The following is a 19276-nucleotide window of genomic DNA, read 5'->3' on the forward strand; positions in this document are numbered from 1 at the left end:
CTACGCGGGATCCAGCACGGGGCGCTCGGGGAGCCCGCCATTCTTCTCGCAGCGCAGGCAGACGTCCTTCCTCACAGTGCGGCCGGGGAACGCGTAGACGAGGTCCGTCGCGGCCTGCGTGACGGTGTACTTCTCTGCCGACGCCTCGAACCGCGACGACCCCGTGATCACCTTCAGCGCCCGGGACGCGTCGGCGGACACGGCCCTACCACCACAGAGTTGCGTCCCCGCAACGACCTTGTAGTCGTCCGGAAGTCCGTCGTCATCACCGTCCCCTCCACAACCCGTGGCACTGAGAAACAACGAGCCGGCCATGGCATACCGCTCCAGCGGTGTCGCACCGCCGACCACCTACTGCGCTCTCACATCGACACCGACGCCATTTCGGGGAGGGCCTGGATCGGGCCGACCTGCCGGACCGATCCAGGTCATGGAGTGGGCGCGTTCAGCGTCGGACGTCTGGCGCTGCCTGAGCCTGGGCGTCGACGCCCGTCTGCGCTGCCTTCGTCCGTGGGCGGTGGCAGGGGCAGGGGCAACGGTGAACCAGTAGCAGGCCCCCGCCGTGCGGGAGCGGGATGTCCCGCAGGCGGCGGCACGAGAGGTGTACGTCCTCGTAGCCGGGCACATGCGCCAGGGCGCATTCCGGCGACAACTCCCGGGTCTCCCACGGCCGTTCGGCCAAGCGTCGGCTCACTGCACACTCCCGGCTCGGCCTGGCGGGGTCAGGACCGTGAGAATCTCCGGCTGCGGCGGGTAGTGCGCGGCGCACGCCTGGCACGCGTAGACGACGAAGCCCGGCCCCGAGTTCTGGTGGACGACTCCGACCACGACCGGCGTCTCCGTGGTCACCTCGCAGCGCACACACATCCGCACGGGCGGGCGGGGTGCCCTCTCCGCCGGCCCCGTCACGCCGCCCGCTCCGTGCCGATGACACGCCGGTCGAGGTCGATTCCGAAGTCCGCCGCGAGGACCAGGGCCACCCGACGCCGGGTCGGCGTCTGCCGCGTCCGCTGCTGTTCCGGCACCTGTTCCCGTACCTGTTCCCCGCCGTGATGAACTCGCTCGGCCGCGAGCACGTATGGGCGAACCGGGACGGTGTCGGCTCCGTCGAGGCGCTCGGGGAGCCCGTAGGGGGAACGGGCTGCGGGGAGTCGCCGTACGGCCCCTGCGTCGGGCTTCTGCGCGACGCGGGCGGCCGGTACGGCGGAGAGTGCGCCCGCCCTCCGCCTGCCGGTGCCAGGCGCGAACACGCCCAGGATCCAGCGCAACAGCGCGTGGATAATGCTCATTGTCATCAACCTCCGTTGGGTTGGCGGCCATGCCCCCGGACGGCGCCTACCGTCGCGGGGGTCTTCTCCTGACATCGACTGTACGGCAACTTGGTACGTCCTAGTACGTCTTTGCACGTAATAGGTCGCCCTATGCTGTCCTGAGCTGGCCTTTTACGCTCTAAGGTGTGATAGAAATCGACCGGGAGAGCATCGTCCCGATGTACGTGCAGCTTGCTTCCGCTCTGCGGGAGCGCATCCGACGCGGCGAGATTCCGGTTGGCCGCCGCATCCCTTCTCACCACGAGCTGGAGCAGGAGACGGGCGGAGCGGTCAGCCGCCGAACCATCAAGTCCGCCATCGAGGTACTGCAGGCCGAGGGCACCGTTCAAGGCGTCCAGGGCAAGGGCGTGTTCGTCGTCGCCATGCCCGCCGGCGCGTCCGAGGAGGACAACAGCGACGGCTGACGGGGCAGCTTCGAAGGCGGCGGTTGCGGATGTTGCGGCACAGCACAGGGTGGGCACCTCCCGTGCGTGCCCACCCTGTGTCGTGACGTACGTGCCCGCGCTTACATGAAGTAGCTGGCGCCCTTCAGGTCGCCGCCGCGGTAGTCACCGCCGGCGCCGTGGACCTTGTGCGAGATCTGCATCAGGGCCGTGTGGATGCCCCGTGCGTGCTTGTTCCACTCTTCGCTCTTGCCCTGGAACGCCTGGAACGCCTCGCCGCCCCAGCCGGCCGACACGTTGAGCACGGCCTGCCGAAGCGCCTCGAGGTCGTCCTCGAGCTTCTTGGCCTGGTCGCCGAGCTCGGTGGCGAGCGCGTCCATGGTGCCGTAGGTGACGGCAAGTTCCTCGTAATGGGCTCCGGACATGTTTCCCTCGTTTCTTTGCGGATGTCAGCCGGAATCGTCAGTCCGGGCAACAGTGTGGTTCAGCGCGATCCGTGGCTCGGGCTCGTCAGTAGCTGCTGAGCGCCGAGGTCTTTCCACCGAGATCGTCGACCGAGATCTTGGTCAGGTCGGCCGTGATCTGGTCTTCCAGGTTCTGCTTGTCGGTCTTGGTCATGTGGATGCCCTCGAGGAAGTCCTCGAGCATCTTGCCGATCCCCACCATGTGGGTGTTGATCTCCGTCTGCTTGGCGTTGAACGCGTTGGCGCCCTGGCCCGTCCATGCCTTCTCGATCATGTCGATCGTGCCCTGCAGCTTCGCGAGGGAGCTCCGGATGTTGTCGTACCGGTCGATGACTTCCTTCTGGAGCTTGTGTACATCGCCGTCATTGAGCTTGCGGTCGACCATTGCGACACTCCTTCTTTGTGAGCTTCGATTCGCTGCTGACTGCGCGGTGGTCTGTGTGTCCGAACCGTCGTGTGTGACCGGTCTTCGTCATGCGTGCGTCGATCCGGCACCTCGCCGTGAGCGGATCAGGGCGAAGGCGCCGCCTCCGATCACCAGAACCGCTGCTGCGGCTCCGAGTGCGATCCACATCGTGGTGTTGTCGGAAGCGTCGGCGGTTGCCGCTGCGGGGGCCTGATCGTCCGTCGTGCCCTTCGAGGGCTGCGGCGAGGCTGACGCGGAAGCCTTGGCGGAGGGCGCGTTGCCCGCCGCGTCCGTGACGCCGGTGACGTTTTCCTTGGCCAGGGGGTCGGTGCCGGCCGGTCCGGGGTTGAAGTTGGGGTTCTCCAACACCTTGCGAGGGCGGATCAGGCCGTAGCCGAGGTACGTACTCGGGTCATCCTTCGCCCAGTCACGCCCGGCGGTATCGATCAGACTGGCGAGGACCTGGTTGGCCGTCCACTTGGGGTGGGCGGACCAGATGAGGGCGGCGGAGGCGGAGGCGATGGCTGTGGCTTGGCTGGTGCCCTGGCTGGGGCAGTAGGAGCGGAACTTGTTGTCGCACCACGTGGGTACGTCCAGCCCTGGAGAGGCAAGATCGACGTAGTTTCCGAACTCGGAGAACTTACCTACAGTTCCGTTTTTGTCCGAAGCAGCGACGCCAACCACATAGGGATAGGCCGCTGGAAATCCGATTGCGTTCTTCGTCTGCGCGTCATTACCAGTGCTGGCAAACATCAGTTTGCCCTTCGACTGGGCGTACTTGACGGCCGCTCTCCTATCGGGATAGTCGATGCCACCGCCGAACGACATACTAATGATCTTGGCGTCGCTGTCTGCAGCCGCCCGGATCGCTGCCGCCACCTGAGGAGCTTTGCCCGCTTCCTCCTTTTCTGTCAGTTGAGTTGTGGCGATTCGATATGGAACGATTTTTGCCCCTGGCGCGAGGCCCTTCAGACCGCCGCCGGCACCAGTCCCGGCGATTAGTTCCGCCATACTTGTGCCGTGGCCGTTGTAATCCTCAGTTGCCTTATAGGCGACAGCGTTCGGCACCTCGCCTGCGAGCACTTGCCCCTTGAGTGAAGCCGTGTGCGGATTGACCCCCGAATCGATCACGGCGACCTTGACGCCTTTGCCGGTGCTCGACTTCCACATCTCGTCGGCCTTCATCGCAGTCAAGTACCACTGCTGAGACTGGACATCGGCAGCCGACGCGCTCGGGACCAAGCCTGCTGAGAACACGGCGAAGGCACCGAGCGCTGAACAGACGGCGGAGACCCGTCTGCCGTTTCGTGCTGCGAAAGACGCGCTCTGCCCGCCGCGTCGGCTGCTCAGTGCCACCATGCCCTTGCCTGTCCTCGCTCTTGTGCGGTCAGTCGGTCGACGACGCGTCATCGCGCCGCTCGTCACGGCGCGAACGTGTCTCACCTGAACCCTGCTTGCGGGCAGAACCACGCCCCGCGCCCGGGCCACTGGAAGGGTTTCCGCCATTCCTGCCGCCGGAAACTCGTCCTTGAGGCGTACCGACCACACCGCCAGGGCTACCGCCAGAACGGCGAGCCGCCTGTCCTGCTGCCGGCCCCGCCGTTGAACGGGGTGCCCCAACGACCCCACGCTGTCCGGGCCGTTCACCCGCGTCGCGCGGCGTGAGTGTGCCTTCGCTACCGACGACCGTGCCGCGCGACAACTTGGAAGTCTTGGAGCCAGCGGGTCCCGCGGTGACAGGCCTCCCGCCAACAACGCCATTGCCGACACGTCCGGCACCGAAGCGCCCAGCGCCACCAGGACGCCCAGGGTTCATGGCACCCGCCCCGGTGACAGGACCACGTGGGCCACTGGCAGTACGCCCCATGGGCTGACCTGCGGGCTTCGGCGCTCCGCCGACCACGCCCCGCTCCATGGGACCAGCAGTACGGCCGCCAGTCTTCCCTGCTGCATCAGCACGGCCCGTCGGCCCCACGGGGCCGATTCCCGTACGCCCAGCCGCAGTACCGCCCGGGGTACCTGCGACACGTCCCTGCGAGGCGGAAAACCTGTTTGCCGACGCCCCGGTGATCGGTGAGACACGCCCGGCGGCGCCTCGGAAAGTGGGAGGTACGCCGACGGGGGCGAAGGAAGAAGGGGGTCCTCCGGGAGTCGCATTGGGAACTGTCGTCGAGGGTGGGGCGACCGTCGCCGGCCTCGTAGTGTCCTGAGGCGGCAAGGTACCGACGCTGTCGATCTCCGTGCCCACATGCCGTTCGGGCAGCCCTACGGTCTCGTCCGGGCTCGTGTGAGACGCCGGCAAGTCGTGTGTGCCTGGTCTCGTCGCAGTTGAATTCATAACATGGTGGGAAGTTGAGCCCGAGTTGATCGCGGTCCCGCGCGACCCCGCGATCGGCTCGCCCACGTTGAGGCCGTCCTCGGGAGGCGGTGCCGGCACGCCCACATCCGGCATCTCCGGGAAGACCGGCTCCTTGGCCATCTCCATCATGCCGCTCGACACCGTGTAGAACGACGCCAGTCGGTACATCTGGTTGATGGCCTCCTGGCGGTCCTTCTCGGCCTTGACCGCCGCCGTGTACTCGGCGTTGCCCTCGACCTGCTGGGGCGTCGGGATGTCCTCGACCTTCTTGGGGACGATGCGGCTGTCACGCGGGGGCATCGACTTGCGTACGGACGCGAGACCGGAGCTTGCCGCCAGGACCTGGGTGCCCACGTCGTCGGTGTAACTCGCCAGTTCCAGAGCCGTGGTGGTCAGGTTCATACCCCACGTGTAGAACGCGGTGTGCGCCTCGCCCTCCCAGTCGACGTTGCCCAGGTTGCGGCTCAGCTCGTCGGCGGCGTCGTTGATGGCGTCCCGCGCGTCGACGAGGGCCGTGGCCGCGCTCTCCAGCGTCTCCGGGCTCGCCCCCTCGACGATGTCGATCATGGCGTTGAGCTCGTAGCCCTCGAAGCTGGTGTTGCCGAATCCGCCGGGACTGCTGAGCATGCCGGGGCTGATGTTCACAGCCTTGTTCACGGCGTCGTCCACGCCGGTGTTCTGCTGGGTCGCGTCCTGGCGTTCCGCCTGGTAGTGGTCCGGCTTCTTGTCGCCGCTCATCAGTACCCCGCGTCCGTGTGGTCGGCGTTGTTGTCACGCTTGATCTGCTCGTGCATCATCGCGTCGCGATCCTGGTTGACCTCGGCCCGGATCGCATGGAAGCGGTACCGCAACTCGTCTTCCAGGTTGTCGAAGGTGACGTCCACGCCGTGCACGGCGATCTGCATGGCTTCCAGTTGGAGGCCGAGTGACTTGGAGAGCGCGGTGATGCGCTCGTGGACGCGCTCGTACTGCAGGTGGAGGGTCTTTGCCTCCGGGAACTCACCCGCTCCGAACGTGGCCGCCGACAGGCTGTGTCCCGCGACCTTGGCGGAACCGCCCGCAGATTTCTCGAAGGCCGTGAGCAGGTCGTCCACCCGCTTCTTGAACGTCGAGAGCGCCATGTAGCCGCGCCGCATGTCGGCGCCCCCACTTGTGTCCGCAGGAATCACGACAGCCCATCTCCCCGTTTTCCGCTGCTCGTCCTGAGCAGCTCACTCCGCGCCTCTCACGTGTTCATGACCGCAACACGACCACTCTAACGACCTCCTCTGACAGTCCCAACTGCCATATGCAACAACCCTGCTACCGCTCGTTGCGCACACCACCTGTTCTTCGCAGAACCGTCACACCCTCCGTGCCATCCAGCGCCGGGCACCGACCTCACTCGGGTACTCACGGACGGTCAGCCAGGCGGTCAGCCAGCCGACCAGGTACGCGGCGAAGACCGGCATGACAGGTGCCGCGAGGATCGCCAGGCCGCGACCGGCGGCGGCCCGGCCGGGGGCGCGCCTGTTGTGGTCCAGTTTGGCCTGACGGGTCTGCTCGGGGGTGGGCGGGTTCCGGAGGCCTTCGCGGTGTCCGCGGCGCTGCTGGACCCAGCCCCAGACCAGGGCCGCCACGGAGGCGGCCACCTGGACGCCGTCGCAGACGGTGCGTGCGGTGGCCGGCATCTCGCTGCGGAACCCCTGGTAGAGGCTGAGGGCCATGAAGCAGACCAGGGCCATCACCGACAGCAGGAAGACCGTCGTACGGGCGCGGCTGAGCCAGTAGAGCGGGCCGCGCCTGTACCAGGTCCTCCCGAGCTTGGGCAGGGAGGGGATGTCGAGCACAGGGGTCCCGGCCTGCTCGGTCGGCTCAGAAGATGCTTTTGACGCCATGCCAGATGTCCTTCGCCATGCGTACGCCGTCGTCCTTGGTCTCCGTCAGGACATGACCCGAGCCGGTCAGTACCCCACCCACCACTCCGTGGTCGTGGATGTCCTCACTCCAGTGCTCGTGGAAAGTGTGATCAAGGAGGCTGGTCGCCCCGATCGCGGCCACCACCCCGACGCCGGCCACCGCGACCGCCCCCTCGACGGGCAGGGCGGCCACTATGCCCGCTCCAATGGCCACACCGCCGAGCGCGGCACCGCCGTCGACGACCACGGAGTGCTGCCAGGACCAGCCCTTGTCATGGTCGTCCTTGGCCTCCACCAGGCCGCAGGCGGCGGCCGCCGCGACGTCCAGCACCGGGATCTCCCTGAGGAACTCGGGAAGTTTGGCGACGCCTTCGCCGAGGCGCAGGGCGTCAGCCGCGTCGGCCAGCTTGACGTTGAGGGCCCGGTCGTACGGCAGGGCGGTGCTCCCGTGGTCGGCACGGGCGATGGCGTCCTCCAGCGAGTCGACCTGTGTCACCGCGTCCCGGTAGGCGCCCTTGGCGGGAAGATCGTCGGGCAGCGCGCGGCCGGCCTTCTGGAAGGCCTTGCGTTCCGTGCGCAGTTCCTTCTTGGCGGCCCGTTCCTCGGCCTTGGCGTCGTCGATCAAGGTGCGGGCCTTTTTGCCGCCTGCCCGAGCGTCCTCGGCGTCGTAGGCGTAGAGGCCGCGCAGGGCGTCCGCGATGGTGATCTTGTCGCCGGTCGAGACCGGCGCCGTCACCTGCGCGTAGAGGCCACGCAGGCCGTCCGCGGCGACGAGGCGGGCATGCTGGGCGGTGTGCAGGATCTCGTTGCGGACCTTGCCGTACTCGACGAGGGCGGCGATCGTCTTCTGGTCGTCGGCGCTGGGCGGACTCGCGGTGAGCATCTCCAGCGGGACGCCCATCTCCCCCATGGGGACGCCCTTGCCCGTGGCGACGTGCTCAGCGTTCTGCAGCGCCGTCTCGCAGGCCGAGAGCGCGCCCACAAGTGTGTCGAGGATGTCGCCCGCGCTGTGCACGAGCGTGGCGAACGCCCCGGCTGTCAGCGCGTCCTCGCTCCAGGTGGCGCGGAAGGTCTCGGCCGCCTCGCCCTTCCAGGCGGCGTCGCCGACGAGCGCCTCGACGGCGCGGCTGACGGGGGTGATGACGTCGTCGAGCTTGTCCTTGGCGTTCTTGTACGTCTCGGCCATCGTGCGCAGTCCGCCGATGTCGCCGCCGACCCAGCTGTCCGCCATCAGCCGTCCTCCGCCATCAGGTCCTCGAAGAGTCCGTGCACGTCGATGTCGTGTCGTCGGAACGAGTCGCGGGCGTACGTCACCTTGTCGCCGTGGTCGTCGAGGCGGTCGGCGAAGCCGATGTGCAGGGCGACGATGAGGTCGGCGACCTCCTTGAGGGCGTGGTCCAGCCCGGCGTCGCCGCCGCTGACGAGCGGCGGGGCGACGTCGGCGTGCAGCTTGCGGTAGTTGACGGCCTCGTCGTGGAAGGTCGTGGACATCGCGGTGAGGTCGCCGAGGACGGCCTTGAAGTCGGGCGGCATCAGTACAACTCCCGCGTGTAGGCGGCCAGATCGTCCGGCTGCCAGTTGTGGTGGCCGGGGGCGACCCGCGGGTCGAGGAGGACCGTCGCTTCGTACGCGCCGACGGCCTCGGCCAGGGGGCCGATCGATGTGGCGACCCACGGCTGGGCCTCGCCGAGCGCGGCGACGAGCCGGTCTCGGGTGGTGAAGGCGAACGCCACGGTTCCGGTCCCGGTCCCGGTCACTGTCGTGTCTTCGGTTCCGGTTCCGGTTCCGGTTCCGGTTCCGGTTCCGGTTCCGGCCGCCGGGTGCTCGAAGAGTTCGTACGCGATGAAAGGCACCCGGGCCGGACGGCCGTCCACGTCCGTGACGTCGGCGTACCGGGGATGGGCCGGCACGAACACGGGGGTGTGGTAGGCGGGGACGCCGGGCTTGGAGCCTGGGGGTGCGGACCGGGTTGCTCCAGGGGGCGCTGCCTCGACGTATTCGAGGAGGCGCGATCTACCGCGCTCTGGCCGCGACCCCGACTCCGGCGACTGCGGAACTGCCGGGTCCGCCCCTGCGGGCGGTGCTGCGGGCGGCTCTGCCTCGATGTAATCGTGGAGGCGTGAACGCATGGGTGTGCCCACCGCCGTCTCCTGTTCCCCATGGACCTGCGGATGCTGTGGCGGCACCACCGTAGCCAGGCCGCTTTCGGGCAAGTCCGGCTATTTCAGGTTGGCGGGGGCGGAGCATGCGGAACGCATACGGGTGTTTAGCCGCGGCCAGATCAGCGCTTGACCGCGAGATGACCTGGTCGCCCGTCAGGGCCCGTCCGTCGGCGCTCCGGGGCCGTAGTCGGCGCGTGGGGCGCTGAGTCGGCCTGCGACGTGTGCCAGCCATCCGCTGGGGGCGTACGGGGCCGGAGGGTCGACCTCCATGCCCAACTCGGCCACGGCCAGGGCGTAGTCGGGCTCGTCCAGGTCGAGGGCGAGCAGTTCGTGCAGTTCGCCGACGAGGCGGGCCGCGAGGTGCGGGTCGGTGTGCGAGCGGTAGTCGTCGACGGCCGCGTCGTGGTCGTCGAACTCGTCGGGCATGTCCTGCGAGAACCAGCCGCCGAGGAACTGGCCCAGTTCCGGAAAGCGGGCGTGCCACTCCCAGTGGGTGGCGGGGACGGCGGGCGGCGGAACCTGGCCCTGCTCGACGCTGTGCCGGAGGTGGTCGGCCAGGCAGTAGAGCCACTGCTGGATCTCGGCTTCCGGCAGGCCGACGTCCGGGACGGCGTAGAACTCGCCCAGGCGGACCCGGAGTCGGCCGGGCGGGTTGTCGGCGTACTCGCGCAGCTGGCGTTCCGCCACGGCCAGGGCCCAGGGGCGGGTGTGCCAGGTGTGGCGCAGATAGGCGGTCAGGGCGAGACTCGGCCTGTCGGCGGTGTCGTCCGCCGGCCTGCCGGCATAGGCGCGGATCACCTGGTCCAACTCGCCGTAACGGCGGTCGTGTTCGAGGGGGCTCAGGGGCACGGTGGGCAGCCTCTACAGGGTTTCTAATGCTGGGTTTCTACAGGTACACGGGGAAAGTCGCATGAACGGTGAAGCCGTGCGGGCGGCTTGCGTCCCGCTTGAGGATCACCCGGGCCGCGTGGACGTCGACGGGCTCCCGGCCGGCCAGCATCATCGCCTGCACCAGCACCCGGCCGACCGGCTCCGGCCGCGAGGGCCAGGACGCCTCGATGGTCAGGCGGGGGCGCGTGGACCCGGCCAGCCAGCGGTGAATGACCTGCTCGTTGGCGGTGACGACCTGCTGGGTGGCCCACTGGGCGGTCTCACGGTCGGGGTAGGTGGCGGTGCGGGTGCGCAAGTGTTGGGCTCCATCAGACGGGTTGGACGAACAGAAGACGCCCACTTCTTCGGACGAGACGACGACGAATCCGAAGTCTCCGCCGTACCGCGTGAGGGGCGTCCACCCGTTGACACCGGACGAAACGTCGGGCGACGGGGACACGCGGGCGTCGGTGATGTTGCGGTAGCAGGCGACGTCGTCACCGTACCGGCCGAGGTGCATCCGGGCGTCGGCGAGCACCTGCGTCTGCTCCGGTCAGGACGATGCCGAGGTCCAGTCCGGTGAATGGTGCTCGCGCATATGCGCGGTGAAGGTCTCGATGATGAGGGGGAGCCATTCCGACCAGGTGAGATTCCCCGATCCCAAGCCGTGTTCCTCTTCGAAAAACCGTCGCAGCGTCTCCTCGCTGTGGAAGATGGCCAGCGCTTCCGCGCATTCCGCCGCGACAGGAGGGAGGCACCACAGACAGATGGGGTGGCATTCTTCGATGAAGAGCTGCAGTCCCTCGACCTCCGTCATGTCCCCTTCGGTCGCCATTCCGTCCTGACCGTAGTAGTTCAGGAGGAATTCGGTCAGCCGGGGGAAGCGGCGGCCGAGTTCCTGGCTGGTGGGGTTCGCGTCGAGGAGTTTGGCCACGAAGCCCGACTCCCAGGATTCCGCGCGCTCAGCCATGGCTCGCAGCACCGACCACGGCTCGTCCACGGGCCAGGCGGCGATGATTTCGCCCAGGTCTGCGGGTACGGGAGGGCTGCCGCCCGAGCCCGGCTCCAGGGCATCGGCGATCAGGCGTACCTGCGCAGCGGCCTCGCAGAGGTTCCGCCCACCCCTTCTACCGGCAAGCCAAAGGGAGCGCAGAACCGGTTCGAGGACAGTGTCACGTTCCTCCGCAACGTCGACGGTTCGTCCGTCGCGAAACACCGACAGGAGGACTCGCGCACCCGCAAAGCGGCAATGGTTGATCGTGTCTTCGCTGAGCATGTCGCTCGGCCACTCCTCGGGTCTACGGGTCGATTCCATGTCAGTTCTTCGTGGGCGTGGACGTTATGAGCGTGAACGGCGGGTCCATTCCCGGGTCGGGCTTCACCCGGATCTGCACACCGTGCGAGTCGACTACATTCGGCGGCTGTTGAGAGTTCAGGGAAGCCTGGTAGTCCGACTTGGAAAGACTTCTTCCGGTCACCGGACCATTTACATCATGATAGGTGAAGACCTTGTTCGGCGGGTGGTACGGGGGGCCGCTTTCCAGATAGGCCTTGATGTCGCCCTGGTTCTTGTCGATGCACAGCTGTGTGTACTTCTGGCCATCGGCCAGGGTGGTGAAGGTGGAGGCAGCAGGAATGTTGGTCTGGTCACGCAGCCGCTGGGCGAGCTGAGCATCGTCCTTGCCGATGTGCTTGTCCACGCCGTGGGAGTTCGCGATGTATTCCTGACCGGCCAGATCGAGCGGATATCTGTGGTTTGCCGCATCGTCGCCCGGCACCGTCCACTGGTGCTCCTTCTTGAAGTCGTTGAGGGCGCGGGCGCCGAAGGCCTCGGCGCGGGCCTCCTCGGCCGCGTAGCGGGGAGCGCTGAGCTGCGCTTCCTCCAGATCCGGCTTGAGGGCGCGGAACTGGGGCGTCAAGGCGTTGACCCGCCGGTTGTAGTGCTCCACCACCGCGTTGATCGCCGCGGTGTCGATGTTGAGTGTGATCTCGGCGCCCAGCTCCGCGCCCGCCGAAAAGAGCCCCTTCACAACACGGCCGACCGCCTTGGCTCCCTTTTTGACGTCGTCCATGTCGAGGCCGTCACTGAGGTCGATGTTGCCGACGGCCCGTTTCACTGCTTCGACGTAGATGTCCCATACCTTGCCGTTCAGGTCGACCGCTGCCTCTGCGAACTCGCGCAGCAGATCACTGATCTTCTTCGCGCTGTCGAAGAGGACCGACATGACAGGGTGGGTGGCAGTGGGGCTGGAAGCGCTGTCGTGCTTCCACTTGTAGGGGCGGTTCTGAGGGTTCTTCCCCCATGCGCTGGTTCCCCACAAGGAGCTGCAGAATTGACGCATGGCGTCGTACCACTCGCTGTTGCTCTGCTGCGTGATACCGCTCACCAGGCCGGTCAGCGTGCCCTCCGTCATGGAGAGCGTGATGGTCATGTCGCCCCATGCCTGTGACAGGGAGTTCAGGTAGTGCTGCTGGGGATAGGGGTAGACCTCCGCCACCTTGCCCCAACGGAAGGCGTCCTCCAGAAGGGGCCTGATGATGTGCCAGACGACTTCCGGAATGCCTTCAAGAAGCGAGCGGATGAAATCGTCGCCGCCGTCGTCGTCGCCCCATTTGAGATTTGGCACCGAGCCGTAGTTCGGCTCCTTCTGGATCACCTGTGGCGGCGGTTGCACGGCAGGTTTGGTCTTGCCGGACGCGTCGTTCGCCGCCTCGGCCTTCGCATAATTGTTGGCGGTCGTCGCAAACCCGACACCGACGCCGCCGATGCTCTCGACCGATCTGGCCCACACCTTGAGGTACAGGGTGCCGACCTCGACGTACGCCTTCGCCAGGTCCTCGGCGGACGTTCCGAAACCACCCGCGTCCGGATACTTGTTCAGCTCGGTGAGCAGATCCTTGGCTGCCTTGTCGAAGGGAGTCTGCTGCCCGGCGAAGCCGCCCGCCACGTAGTGCAGGTGGGACGGCTTGACGTCGATGGTGCCGCTGGCGGACGGGATCGGGGTGCCCATCAGGCCGCTCCCCAGCCCCGCAGTACTGCCAGGTGGGCCGCTGCGTAGTTCGTGTGGCCGGTGGTCACGTACGCGTGCAGCCACTTCTGGGCGGCTTGCAGGTCCTGCGCCGAGCGGTCCCACTCGTCGAGCTTGTCGACGAACACCTCACGCGTCTCACCCTCCCAACCCGCAACGACCGGGACGACACGGTCGTAGAGGCCGTCCAACTTCTCATTCAGTCCCTTGAGAATGTCCTCCAGGTCCGCCGCCAGCTCGTGGAGCGTGGCGAAGGAGACGGTGATGTGTTCGTCGGGTGCGGCGCTGTTCGTCATGGTCCCCCTTGGTATCGGCGGCTGCGGCAGCTGTGGCGGGAAAGAGCGCTCGGCCTGCGCGTCAGAAGGAGTCGAGGCTGCTGCGCGGTGCTGCCGACGGCGGCGGCTCGGTGTTCGGGGTCGACAGGCGGGCGACCTCGCTGTCGACGTCCACCTGGATCTGGCGCATGTGGGCGAGCACTTCGAGGTCGTCCTGGGAGAAGCCGTCGCGGCTGAGCCGTACCGCCTCCTCCAGCAGCTTCATCACTTCACGGATGCGTACGGCGTCCTCGGCCGCGGCGCGGTGGAAGTCGCGGTACGCCGACGCCGCCGGGCCGCGCCAGCCCGCCTCGATGCGGTCGACGATCGCGTCCATGCGCTGCACCTGTTTGTCCAGGTGATCCTGCATGTCGTCCAGGTCGCCGGCGAGTTTGGTGAGGCTTGTTGCGGAGACCCGCAAATTCGGGCCGCTCCCCTGCCCCGAGCCGGCTCCGGGCACACCCATGCCTACCCCCGTCCCCCGACGCATCGGCATCATAAGTCGCTTGCTGTTGCGATGATCCTATAAGTCCGTGCCTCATGCACGCCTCAACTCGCCCCGTGGCCGCGAGCGTCGGCTGTTTCGCGCCGTTACTCCGCTCCCTAGCCCGCCCCCGCGAGCCTGCGGGAGCGTTTGCGGGCGTCGCGGATGGCCACCGCCGTGCCGGTGAGGCCGGCTACGAGGACGGCCGCCGCGACGGTGACGTAGGTGGCGAGGCGGGTGTTGCGTTCGTCGGGGGTCTCGCCGATCTGGAACTTGGCGGGGGACGGGGCCTCGGCCTTGCCCAGGCCGCCTTCGGGGCGTGGGGACTCGATGGGGCGGTCGTCCTCCGTCACGGCGCGGACCGGGTCGACGACGCCCCAGCCGACCAGGCGGTCGTGGCCCGCGATGGTGCGCTCCGCGGTCTGCTCGATCTGCGCGACGATCTCGCGTGCGGTCCAGTCCGGGTGCCGTGCCTTGAGCAGCGCGGCCACGCCCGCCACGTACGGCGCGGAGAAGCTCGTCCCGTTGTCGGAGCAGTGGCCGCCCTGGGGCACCGTGGAGATCATGTCGACGCCGGGGGCGGCGACGCCGACGAAGTCGCCGGACTGGGAGAAGGAGGCACGCTCGTTGTTGCGGTCCGAGGCGGCCACCGCGAGGACGCCCTCGTAGGAGGCGGGGTACGTCTCCTTGACGTTGCCGCCGAGGCCGTCATTGCCCGCCGACGCCACCACGACGATCTTGCGCGCCAGCGCCTCGTCGATCGCCTTCTCCAGGTCGGGAGACGGCTTCAGCGCGTTGGAGGTGTCCTGGGAGATGTTGATGACCCCGGCTCCGGCCTGGGCTGCGTACCGGATCGCCCGGGCGAGGGACTTGGTGTCGCCGTGGCCTTCGGCGTCGTTCTGCTGGATCGGGATGATCGTGGCCTCGGGGGCCAGGCCCACGAAGCCGGTGCCTTCGAGGGGGCGGGCCGCGATGATGCCGGCGACCTTGGTGCCGTGGCCGACGGTGTCCGTCGTGCCGTTCTCGTTGCCGCGCTCGATCGGGTCGCCGTCCTCCTCCTTGAGGTTCTTCGGCAGGAGGTTGATGCCGGCCTTCACGTCCACCGCGTGGGCGAGCTGCGGGTTCTTTACGTCCACGCCCGTGTCGATGACGGCCACCCGGACGCCCTTGCCCTTGGAGCGGCTCCACAGTTCGTCCAGCAGGACCCGCTGCAGGGACCAGGGGCGGCCCGGGTAGTCGCCGTTGGGGAACGCGCACTGGTCGGAGTAGGGCAGTTTGCCCCCTTCCGGCGCGGCCGCCGCGGGGGGTGCGAGGGTGGTGGCGGTCGTGAGGAGGGCGGCCGTCGCGAGCGTCGTGCGCAGGGCCCACGTCGCGGAACGCCATGCCACGGGTCGCCACGTCGCGGATCGCCGTGACGTCCCGTGCGGGGCGGGCGTCCCGTGCGGGGCGGGCGTCGTACGCGGCGCCATCGCCGTCTCCCTTCTCACGAGCCCTGCGGCTGGCGGGCCGCCGCCGTCGACAGGCGGGGGCCGGTGGGCAGGAACTCCGACCAGGCGGCCGGGATCGGCGCCGGGTCGACGTCCTTGTAACCCAGCAGGGTCTGGGCCTGCTTGGCCTCCTGCTGCTGCTTCTCGCGCTGTTCGGGGGTGGTGCCGATGCCCGCGTCGTCCGTCGCGCTGTCGCCGTTGGACTGCAGGACGTAGCGCAGTCCCGTGTCGGTGACGAGGAAGACCGGCCCGGCCTTGGTCTCCTCGCCCTGGAACTGGCGGTAGAGCTGGCCGGAGCCGGGGGTGACGTAGGCACTGGAGGAGCCCGTGGGCAGCTTGGCCGGGAAGTCGTCGCCCGCCCAGGTGCTCAGGGTCGTGGCCCCCGTTCCCGCGTTCACGCCCCGCAGGACGGTGCAGACCGTGCTGCGGCTCCCGGCGGCCGACGACGCCTCGTTGACCGGCACGGGGCTCCCCGTCGGCCAGCGGTGCTCGGTGCCGAACGGTGCGCCCGGCACGATCGCTCCGGGGCTCATCTCGCGGGCGTGACCGTCCTGGCCGAGCGTGGTCAGTTCCTTGCTGAACAGCAGCAGTTGCGCGACGAACGCGGAGACGGGAGCCACCCGGCCCTTCACCACCACGTAGTACTGGTCCTTGTGGTTGTCGGACGCCTTGAGCACCATGCCGATCCTGTTCTCCGCCCCGCCCAGCCGGCCGGGCGCGCCGGCCGCGGAGCCGGGCTCTCCGGGGACGTCCGGGAAGGCGATCCGGTCGCCCCGGTGCAGGGTCGCCAGCCATTCCGCGGAGACCCGCTGCGGCTGCCGGCCGGAGCCGACCACCGCGCGCAGCAGCAACTCGTCGTCGCCGCCCACCGGATACGCGGTGCCGGCCGCGTCCACGACGAAACGCTTGCCGTCCGGGCCTGCCACGTACAGCAGTTGGCCGCCGTGCAGGCGCTCCGAGCCCTCGGTGGCGTCCTTCTCACGGGACGCCAGCACCAGCGCGGCCTTCTGGACCGAGGCGCCGCCGCCCGCCCCCGGCCGCTCGCAGACCGCCCAGCGCTTGGAGGTGCCCGCCTCGGACGCGGAGGGCAGCCGGTCGGGGGCGTACGGGATGCCGACGGTCACACCGTGCGGAACCTTGCCGCTGTCCAGGACGGACTCCGAGACCGTCACCACGTCGCCCTGCCCCTCCTCGAGGAGCAGTTTCGCGGAGGCCATGTTGAGGACCGGGTGCAGCTGGACCTCTTTGCCGGTCCGCAGGACGACGTAGCGGGTGGTCGACTTGCTCGCGACGATCACCTTGGCGTTGGGCTCGTCCCAGCCCTTGGGGGCGGTCGGCTTGAACATGCCCCACGCCCCGAAGACGGCCATGACGATCACCCCGACCACGATGCCGGGCAGGATTCCGCGCAGCGGTCGCGGCGCCCCCTCCTCCGAACCGTCGGGTGACGACTGGAGGAAGGCCGCGAGCATCCTGCGCTTCGCGAAGGTGTAGGCGTTGAGCTGGTCCCGCCGAGATGCCATCTGTGCTCGTCACTCCCCGTTTTCCGGCCGATCCGCGTGATCTGCTGCGCGGGCGGGCCCGGTTCCCCGTCTTTCGATGTCAGAGCGGCCACCTACTATGCCCGGTAACCCTGGGGACTCGGGGAGCGGGTAGGGTTCCTGGGCCGTCGAGTGCCGTGTGCGGTGCTGGAACACGGGTGATTCGTGAACGGAACGGGGAGATGGAGTGATGGCTTCGGGAACGGGCGTGCGCTTGGCCGGCCGGTCGCGGAACCGGGGCTCCGCGCCCACCGGTCCGCAGCCGCCCGCACGGGGCCGAAACCCCTCGGCGTCCGGGGCGCCGCACCTCAGGGCGCGCACCGCGCAAGGCGGGGCATTCCGGTTGCAACGCCTCGTCCTGCTGGAGATCGCGGCGGCGGCGATGGTCGTCGGCTGGGTGGCCGGGCCCGTGGCCGTGGTCGCGGCGGGGATCGTCGCCGTCGCACTGGTGATCCTCGCCTTCGCCCGCCGCCGGGGCCGCTCGCTGCCGGAATGGCTGGCCACCGCACGGGCGTTGAAGGCCCGCCGGCGCCGGGCCGACCGGCTCGGGATACCGCCCGGGACGGAACCGGGGTTCGGGCCGGCCGTGGAGTGCGATCCCGGCCTGCGCACCTACACGTACGGCGGACGCGACCGGCGGCCGGTCGGGCTCGTCGGGGACGGCACGTTCGTCACCGCCGTCCTGCAGGTGCAGGCTGACGCGACCGCGTTGCGCGCCGAGCGGGACCGTCAGCCGCTGCCCCTGGCGCTGGTGGCGGACGCCCTCGAAGTGGACGGCATCGTCCTGGAGTCCGCGCAGATCGTGCTGCACACCCAGCCCGCGCCCGCCCTGCATCTGCCCCGGCAGTCGGTGGCGGTGGCCAACTACGCGCCGCTGCAGGAGCAGACCGGGGCGCCCGCCGTGCGGATCACCTGGATCGCGCTGAAGCTGGACCCCGAGCTGTGCCCGGAGGCCGTCGCGGTCCGCGGGGGTGGCCTGAGCGGGGCGCAGAAGTGCGTCGTGCGGGCGGCGGACCATCTCGCGAGCCGGCTGACCGGCGCCGGGTTCCGGGCGACCGTCCTCGACGAGGAGGAGCTGACCGCCGCCGTCGCCACGTCCGCCTGCGCCAACCCGCTGGTCACGGCGGAGGCAGGCCGGACCGGCCAGCTGGAGCGGCGGACCGAGGAGACCGGCCGGAGCTGGCGGTGCGACAACCGCCGCCACACCACGTACTGGTTGCGCCGCTGGCCCGCGCTGGGCGGCGCCGGTCCCTCGCTGCCGCAGTTCGTCGCCCTGGTCACGGCCGTTCCCGCGCTCGCCACCACGTTCAGCGTCACGCTCGCGCGCGGCGAACGGCAGGAGGTGTCCCTGTCCGGGCACATCCGGGTGACCGGGCGCAGTGACGACGAACTCGTGGCGGCCCGGCGCGCGGTGCAGGGCGCCGCCCGGCACACCGGCGCGGGCCTCGCCCGCCTCGACCGGGAGCAGGTGCCCGGCATGCTCGCGACACTGCCCCTCGGAGGTGCTCGATGACGGCGACGACAGCACACGCAACCACCGATTCCGGTGAACCGGAGCCGCCCGCCGGGCGGTCCGGACGCCGCTCGCCGCGCAGTGGCTTCGGCCTCCTCGGGCCGCGGCACGGCCGCCACTCGGCGTCTCTGGAACAACTGGGGGCCCTCGCCCTGCCCATCGGGGACGACGGTGTCGTGATCGGTGTGGACGCCGAAGGGCGGCCGGCCGTGCTGGGGATCAACCGGCCCTCGCCGTACGACGTCGTCCTCATCGGCGGTCTGTGGACGGCGCAGGTGCTGGCGCTGAGGGCGGCGGCCACCGGGGCCCGGGTGGCCGTGGAGACGGGGCGGCCGCAGGCCTGGGTGCAGATGGTGCACGCGATGGGCGGCGGACAGAACGGGCTGGCGGTGTACGAGGTCGGACGGGTGCCTCCGCAGGGCGCCTCGGCGGGTACGCCCGCGTTGGTGGTGCGGGACTGCGGTATGCGCCCCCCGCGCGGACGGGTCGCCTCCGGGCCCTGGCAGTCCGTGCTGACCCTGCTGCCGTATCTCAGCCCGGTCGCTCCCCGGTTGATACGGCAGGCCCGACTCGTGGGCGTGCAGCGGATCTCGCCGGACGAGGCAACGGAACTCGGACGCGCGCTCGCGCTGCCCGCTCGTGACGTGGAGGCCCTGCCCGCCCTCGCCGACGGCTTCACGCTGTGGTGCGGGGACCGGGACCGGCAGTACGTGATGACCCAGCCCACCGACGCGGAGATCGGGCTGCTGGGCACGCCGAGACGGATCGACTGAGGCCGCTTCCGCTTCCACCCTCGCGGCACTTACCGAGGCCTCTTCCGCTTCCAACTGCGCGGCACTTCGGGCACTATGGCAGTTTTGTCGAGTGAGCCGACATGTCCGCGCGGCCTCTCGGGCGGTGCGTGACGTGACGGACCGGTGCCGAGGGGTGGGCGGGCCTGCCGGGGCGGGCCGTTCGGTGATTAGGCTGGTACGGGGCGCAGGGCCGGAAACCGTGGGGTGGACGTCGGCGCCCCCGGGGAAGGGCCCGCACATC

General features: G+C 69.1%; 23 protein-coding genes. 3 read left to right on the forward strand and 20 right to left on the reverse strand.

Features of this window, described 5'->3' with window-relative positions:
* The 3 genes from C6376_RS44925 to C6376_RS00785 all read right to left on the reverse strand — a co-directional run bounded on the left by C6376_RS44925 (position 1) and on the right by C6376_RS00785 (position 1289).
* Positions 1-201, reverse strand: a complete 201-nt coding sequence (locus C6376_RS44925; protein WP_107441623.1) for a hypothetical protein — start codon at positions 199-201, stop codon at positions 1-3.
* Positions 202-690: 489 nt separating this feature from the next.
* Positions 691-849 (reverse strand): hypothetical protein, encoded by a 159-nt coding sequence (locus C6376_RS00780; RefSeq protein WP_173985539.1) that lies wholly within the window; start codon positions 847-849, stop codon positions 691-693.
* Positions 850-905: 56 nt separating this feature from the next.
* Positions 906-1289, reverse strand: coding sequence for a hypothetical protein (locus C6376_RS00785; protein WP_107441625.1), 384 nt, complete (start codon positions 1287-1289; stop codon positions 906-908).
* 167 nt (positions 1290-1456) lie between these two features.
* Here C6376_RS00785 and C6376_RS00790 point away from each other — a divergent pair, with 167 nt between their 5' ends.
* A complete protein-coding gene (locus C6376_RS00790; RefSeq protein ID WP_107441626.1) occupies positions 1457-1735 on the forward strand; it encodes a GntR family transcriptional regulator in 279 nt (92 codons plus the stop codon).
* Between the two features lie 101 nt (positions 1736-1836).
* Here C6376_RS00790 and C6376_RS00795 read toward each other — a convergent pair whose 3' ends face one another.
* The 17 genes from C6376_RS00795 to eccB form a co-directional block, all read right to left on the reverse strand.
* On the reverse strand, positions 1837-2139 hold the full coding sequence (locus tag C6376_RS00795; RefSeq protein ID WP_107441627.1) for a WXG100 family type VII secretion target: 303 nt from the start codon (positions 2137-2139) through the stop codon (positions 1837-1839).
* Between the two features lie 85 nt (positions 2140-2224).
* Positions 2225-2563 carry a WXG100 family type VII secretion target gene (locus tag C6376_RS00800; RefSeq protein WP_057579479.1) on the reverse strand — a complete coding sequence of 113 codons (339 nt, stop codon included), beginning with the start codon at positions 2561-2563 and terminating at the stop codon, positions 2225-2227.
* An 87-nt stretch (positions 2564-2650) separates the two neighbouring features.
* Positions 2651-3769, reverse strand: coding sequence for a S8 family serine peptidase (locus tag C6376_RS00805; RefSeq protein ID WP_254075797.1), 1119 nt, complete (start codon positions 3767-3769; stop codon positions 2651-2653).
* Between the two features lie 202 nt (positions 3770-3971).
* Positions 3972-5681, reverse strand: a complete 1710-nt coding sequence (locus tag C6376_RS43655) for a WXG100 family type VII secretion target (protein WP_159083133.1) — start codon at positions 5679-5681, stop codon at positions 3972-3974.
* Positions 5681-6112, reverse strand: coding sequence for a hypothetical protein (locus C6376_RS00815; RefSeq protein WP_254075798.1), 432 nt, complete (start codon positions 6110-6112; stop codon positions 5681-5683). Before C6376_RS00815 ends, C6376_RS43655 begins: the two co-directional genes overlap by 1 nt.
* A gap of 174 nt (positions 6113-6286) precedes the next feature.
* A complete protein-coding gene (locus tag C6376_RS00820) occupies positions 6287-6820 on the reverse strand; it encodes a hypothetical protein (RefSeq protein ID WP_107441631.1) in 534 nt (177 codons plus the stop codon).
* Entirely contained in the window at positions 6798-8072 is a 1275-nt protein-coding gene (locus C6376_RS00825) for a WXG100 family type VII secretion target (protein ID WP_107441632.1), read from the reverse strand. The genes C6376_RS00820 and C6376_RS00825 overlap by 23 nt, the downstream gene beginning before the upstream one ends.
* Positions 8072-8374, reverse strand: coding sequence for a DUF6317 family protein (locus C6376_RS00830; protein ID WP_107441633.1), 303 nt, complete (start codon positions 8372-8374; stop codon positions 8072-8074). The genes C6376_RS00825 and C6376_RS00830 overlap by 1 nt, the downstream gene beginning before the upstream one ends.
* Positions 8374-8757, reverse strand: coding sequence for an SAV_915 family protein (locus tag C6376_RS44655; RefSeq protein ID WP_254075799.1), 384 nt, complete (start codon positions 8755-8757; stop codon positions 8374-8376). Before C6376_RS44655 ends, C6376_RS00830 begins: the two co-directional genes overlap by 1 nt.
* Before the next feature lie 399 nt (positions 8758-9156).
* Positions 9157-9852 carry a contact-dependent growth inhibition system immunity protein gene (locus C6376_RS00840; protein WP_107441634.1) on the reverse strand — a complete coding sequence of 232 codons (696 nt, stop codon included), beginning with the start codon at positions 9850-9852 and terminating at the stop codon, positions 9157-9159.
* A 37-nt stretch (positions 9853-9889) separates the two neighbouring features.
* On the reverse strand, positions 9890-10189 hold the full coding sequence (locus C6376_RS00845) for an RNase A-like domain-containing protein (protein WP_107448706.1): 300 nt from the start codon (positions 10187-10189) through the stop codon (positions 9890-9892).
* Between the two features lie 237 nt (positions 10190-10426).
* On the reverse strand, positions 10427-11149 hold the full coding sequence (locus C6376_RS00850) for a hypothetical protein (protein WP_159083134.1): 723 nt from the start codon (positions 11147-11149) through the stop codon (positions 10427-10429).
* 40 nt (positions 11150-11189) lie between these two features.
* Complete coding sequence (locus C6376_RS00855) at positions 11190-12884, reverse strand: RNase A-like domain-containing protein (RefSeq protein WP_159083135.1); 1695 nt, start codon at positions 12882-12884, stop codon at positions 11190-11192.
* Positions 12884-13198: a WXG100 family type VII secretion target gene (locus C6376_RS00860; protein WP_107441636.1), complete on the reverse strand. Its 315-nt coding sequence runs from the start codon at positions 13196-13198 to the stop codon at positions 12884-12886. The genes C6376_RS00855 and C6376_RS00860 overlap by 1 nt, the downstream gene beginning before the upstream one ends.
* 61 nt (positions 13199-13259) lie before the next feature.
* Positions 13260-13682, reverse strand: a complete 423-nt coding sequence (locus C6376_RS00865) for a WXG100 family type VII secretion target (RefSeq protein ID WP_107441637.1) — start codon at positions 13680-13682, stop codon at positions 13260-13262.
* Between the two features lie 137 nt (positions 13683-13819).
* Positions 13820-15088: a type VII secretion-associated serine protease mycosin gene (gene mycP, locus C6376_RS00870; RefSeq protein WP_254075800.1), complete on the reverse strand. Its 1269-nt coding sequence runs from the start codon at positions 15086-15088 to the stop codon at positions 13820-13822.
* Positions 15089-15183: 95 nt separating this feature from the next.
* Entirely contained in the window at positions 15184-16710 is a 1527-nt protein-coding gene (eccB, locus tag C6376_RS00875; protein ID WP_107441639.1) for a type VII secretion protein EccB, read from the reverse strand.
* 208 nt (positions 16711-16918) lie between these two features.
* Here eccB and eccE point away from each other — a divergent pair, with 208 nt between their 5' ends.
* Together eccE and C6376_RS00885 are read left to right on the forward strand one after the other, a co-directional pair.
* On the forward strand, positions 16919-18241 hold the full coding sequence (gene eccE / locus C6376_RS00880; protein WP_173985554.1) for a type VII secretion protein EccE: 1323 nt from the start codon (positions 16919-16921) through the stop codon (positions 18239-18241).
* Positions 18238-19014, forward strand: a complete 777-nt coding sequence (locus tag C6376_RS00885; RefSeq protein ID WP_107441641.1) for a hypothetical protein — start codon at positions 18238-18240, stop codon at positions 19012-19014. Before eccE ends, C6376_RS00885 begins: the two co-directional genes overlap by 4 nt.
* Positions 19015-19276: the final 262 nt, after the last annotated feature.

Source organism: Streptomyces sp. P3 (genome assembly GCF_003032475.1).
Lineage (GTDB): Bacteria > Actinomycetota > Actinomycetes > Streptomycetales > Streptomycetaceae > Streptomyces.

Excerpts from the sequence above, each read along its gene's own strand:
- C6376_RS00785 (WP_107441625.1), bottom strand. The coding sequence starts at position 1,289 with ATGAGCATTATCCACGCGCTGTTGCGCTGGATCCTGGGCGTGTTCGCG.
- C6376_RS00795 (WP_107441627.1), bottom strand. The coding sequence starts at position 2,139 with ATGTCCGGAGCCCATTACGAGGAACTTGCCGTCACCTACGGCACCATG.
- C6376_RS00800 (WP_057579479.1), bottom strand. The coding sequence starts at position 2,563 with ATGGTCGACCGCAAGCTCAATGACGGCGATGTACACAAGCTCCAGAAG.
- C6376_RS00805 (WP_254075797.1), bottom strand. The coding sequence starts at position 3,769 with ATGAAGGCCGACGAGATGTGGAAGTCGAGCACCGGCAAAGGCGTCAAG.
- C6376_RS43655 (WP_159083133.1), bottom strand. The coding sequence starts at position 5,681 with ATGAGCGGCGACAAGAAGCCGGACCACTACCAGGCGGAACGCCAGGAC.
- C6376_RS00820 (WP_107441631.1), bottom strand. The coding sequence starts at position 6,820 with ATGGCGTCAAAAGCATCTTCTGAGCCGACCGAGCAGGCCGGGACCCCT.
- C6376_RS00825 (WP_107441632.1), bottom strand. The coding sequence starts at position 8,072 with ATGGCGGACAGCTGGGTCGGCGGCGACATCGGCGGACTGCGCACGATG.
- C6376_RS00830 (WP_107441633.1), bottom strand. The coding sequence starts at position 8,374 with ATGCCGCCCGACTTCAAGGCCGTCCTCGGCGACCTCACCGCGATGTCC.
- C6376_RS00850 (WP_159083134.1), bottom strand. The coding sequence starts at position 11,149 with ATGCTCAGCGAAGACACGATCAACCATTGCCGCTTTGCGGGTGCGCGA.
- C6376_RS00855 (WP_159083135.1), bottom strand. The coding sequence starts at position 12,884 with ATGGGCACCCCGATCCCGTCCGCCAGCGGCACCATCGACGTCAAGCCG.
- C6376_RS00860 (WP_107441636.1), bottom strand. The coding sequence starts at position 13,198 with ATGACGAACAGCGCCGCACCCGACGAACACATCACCGTCTCCTTCGCC.
- C6376_RS00865 (WP_107441637.1), bottom strand. The coding sequence starts at position 13,682 with ATGGGTGTGCCCGGAGCCGGCTCGGGGCAGGGGAGCGGCCCGAATTTG.
- eccB (WP_107441639.1), bottom strand. The coding sequence starts at position 16,710 with ATGGCATCTCGGCGGGACCAGCTCAACGCCTACACCTTCGCGAAGCGC.
- eccE (WP_173985554.1), top strand. The coding sequence starts at position 16,919 with ATGGCTTCGGGAACGGGCGTGCGCTTGGCCGGCCGGTCGCGGAACCGG.
- C6376_RS00885 (WP_107441641.1), top strand. The coding sequence starts at position 18,238 with ATGACGGCGACGACAGCACACGCAACCACCGATTCCGGTGAACCGGAG.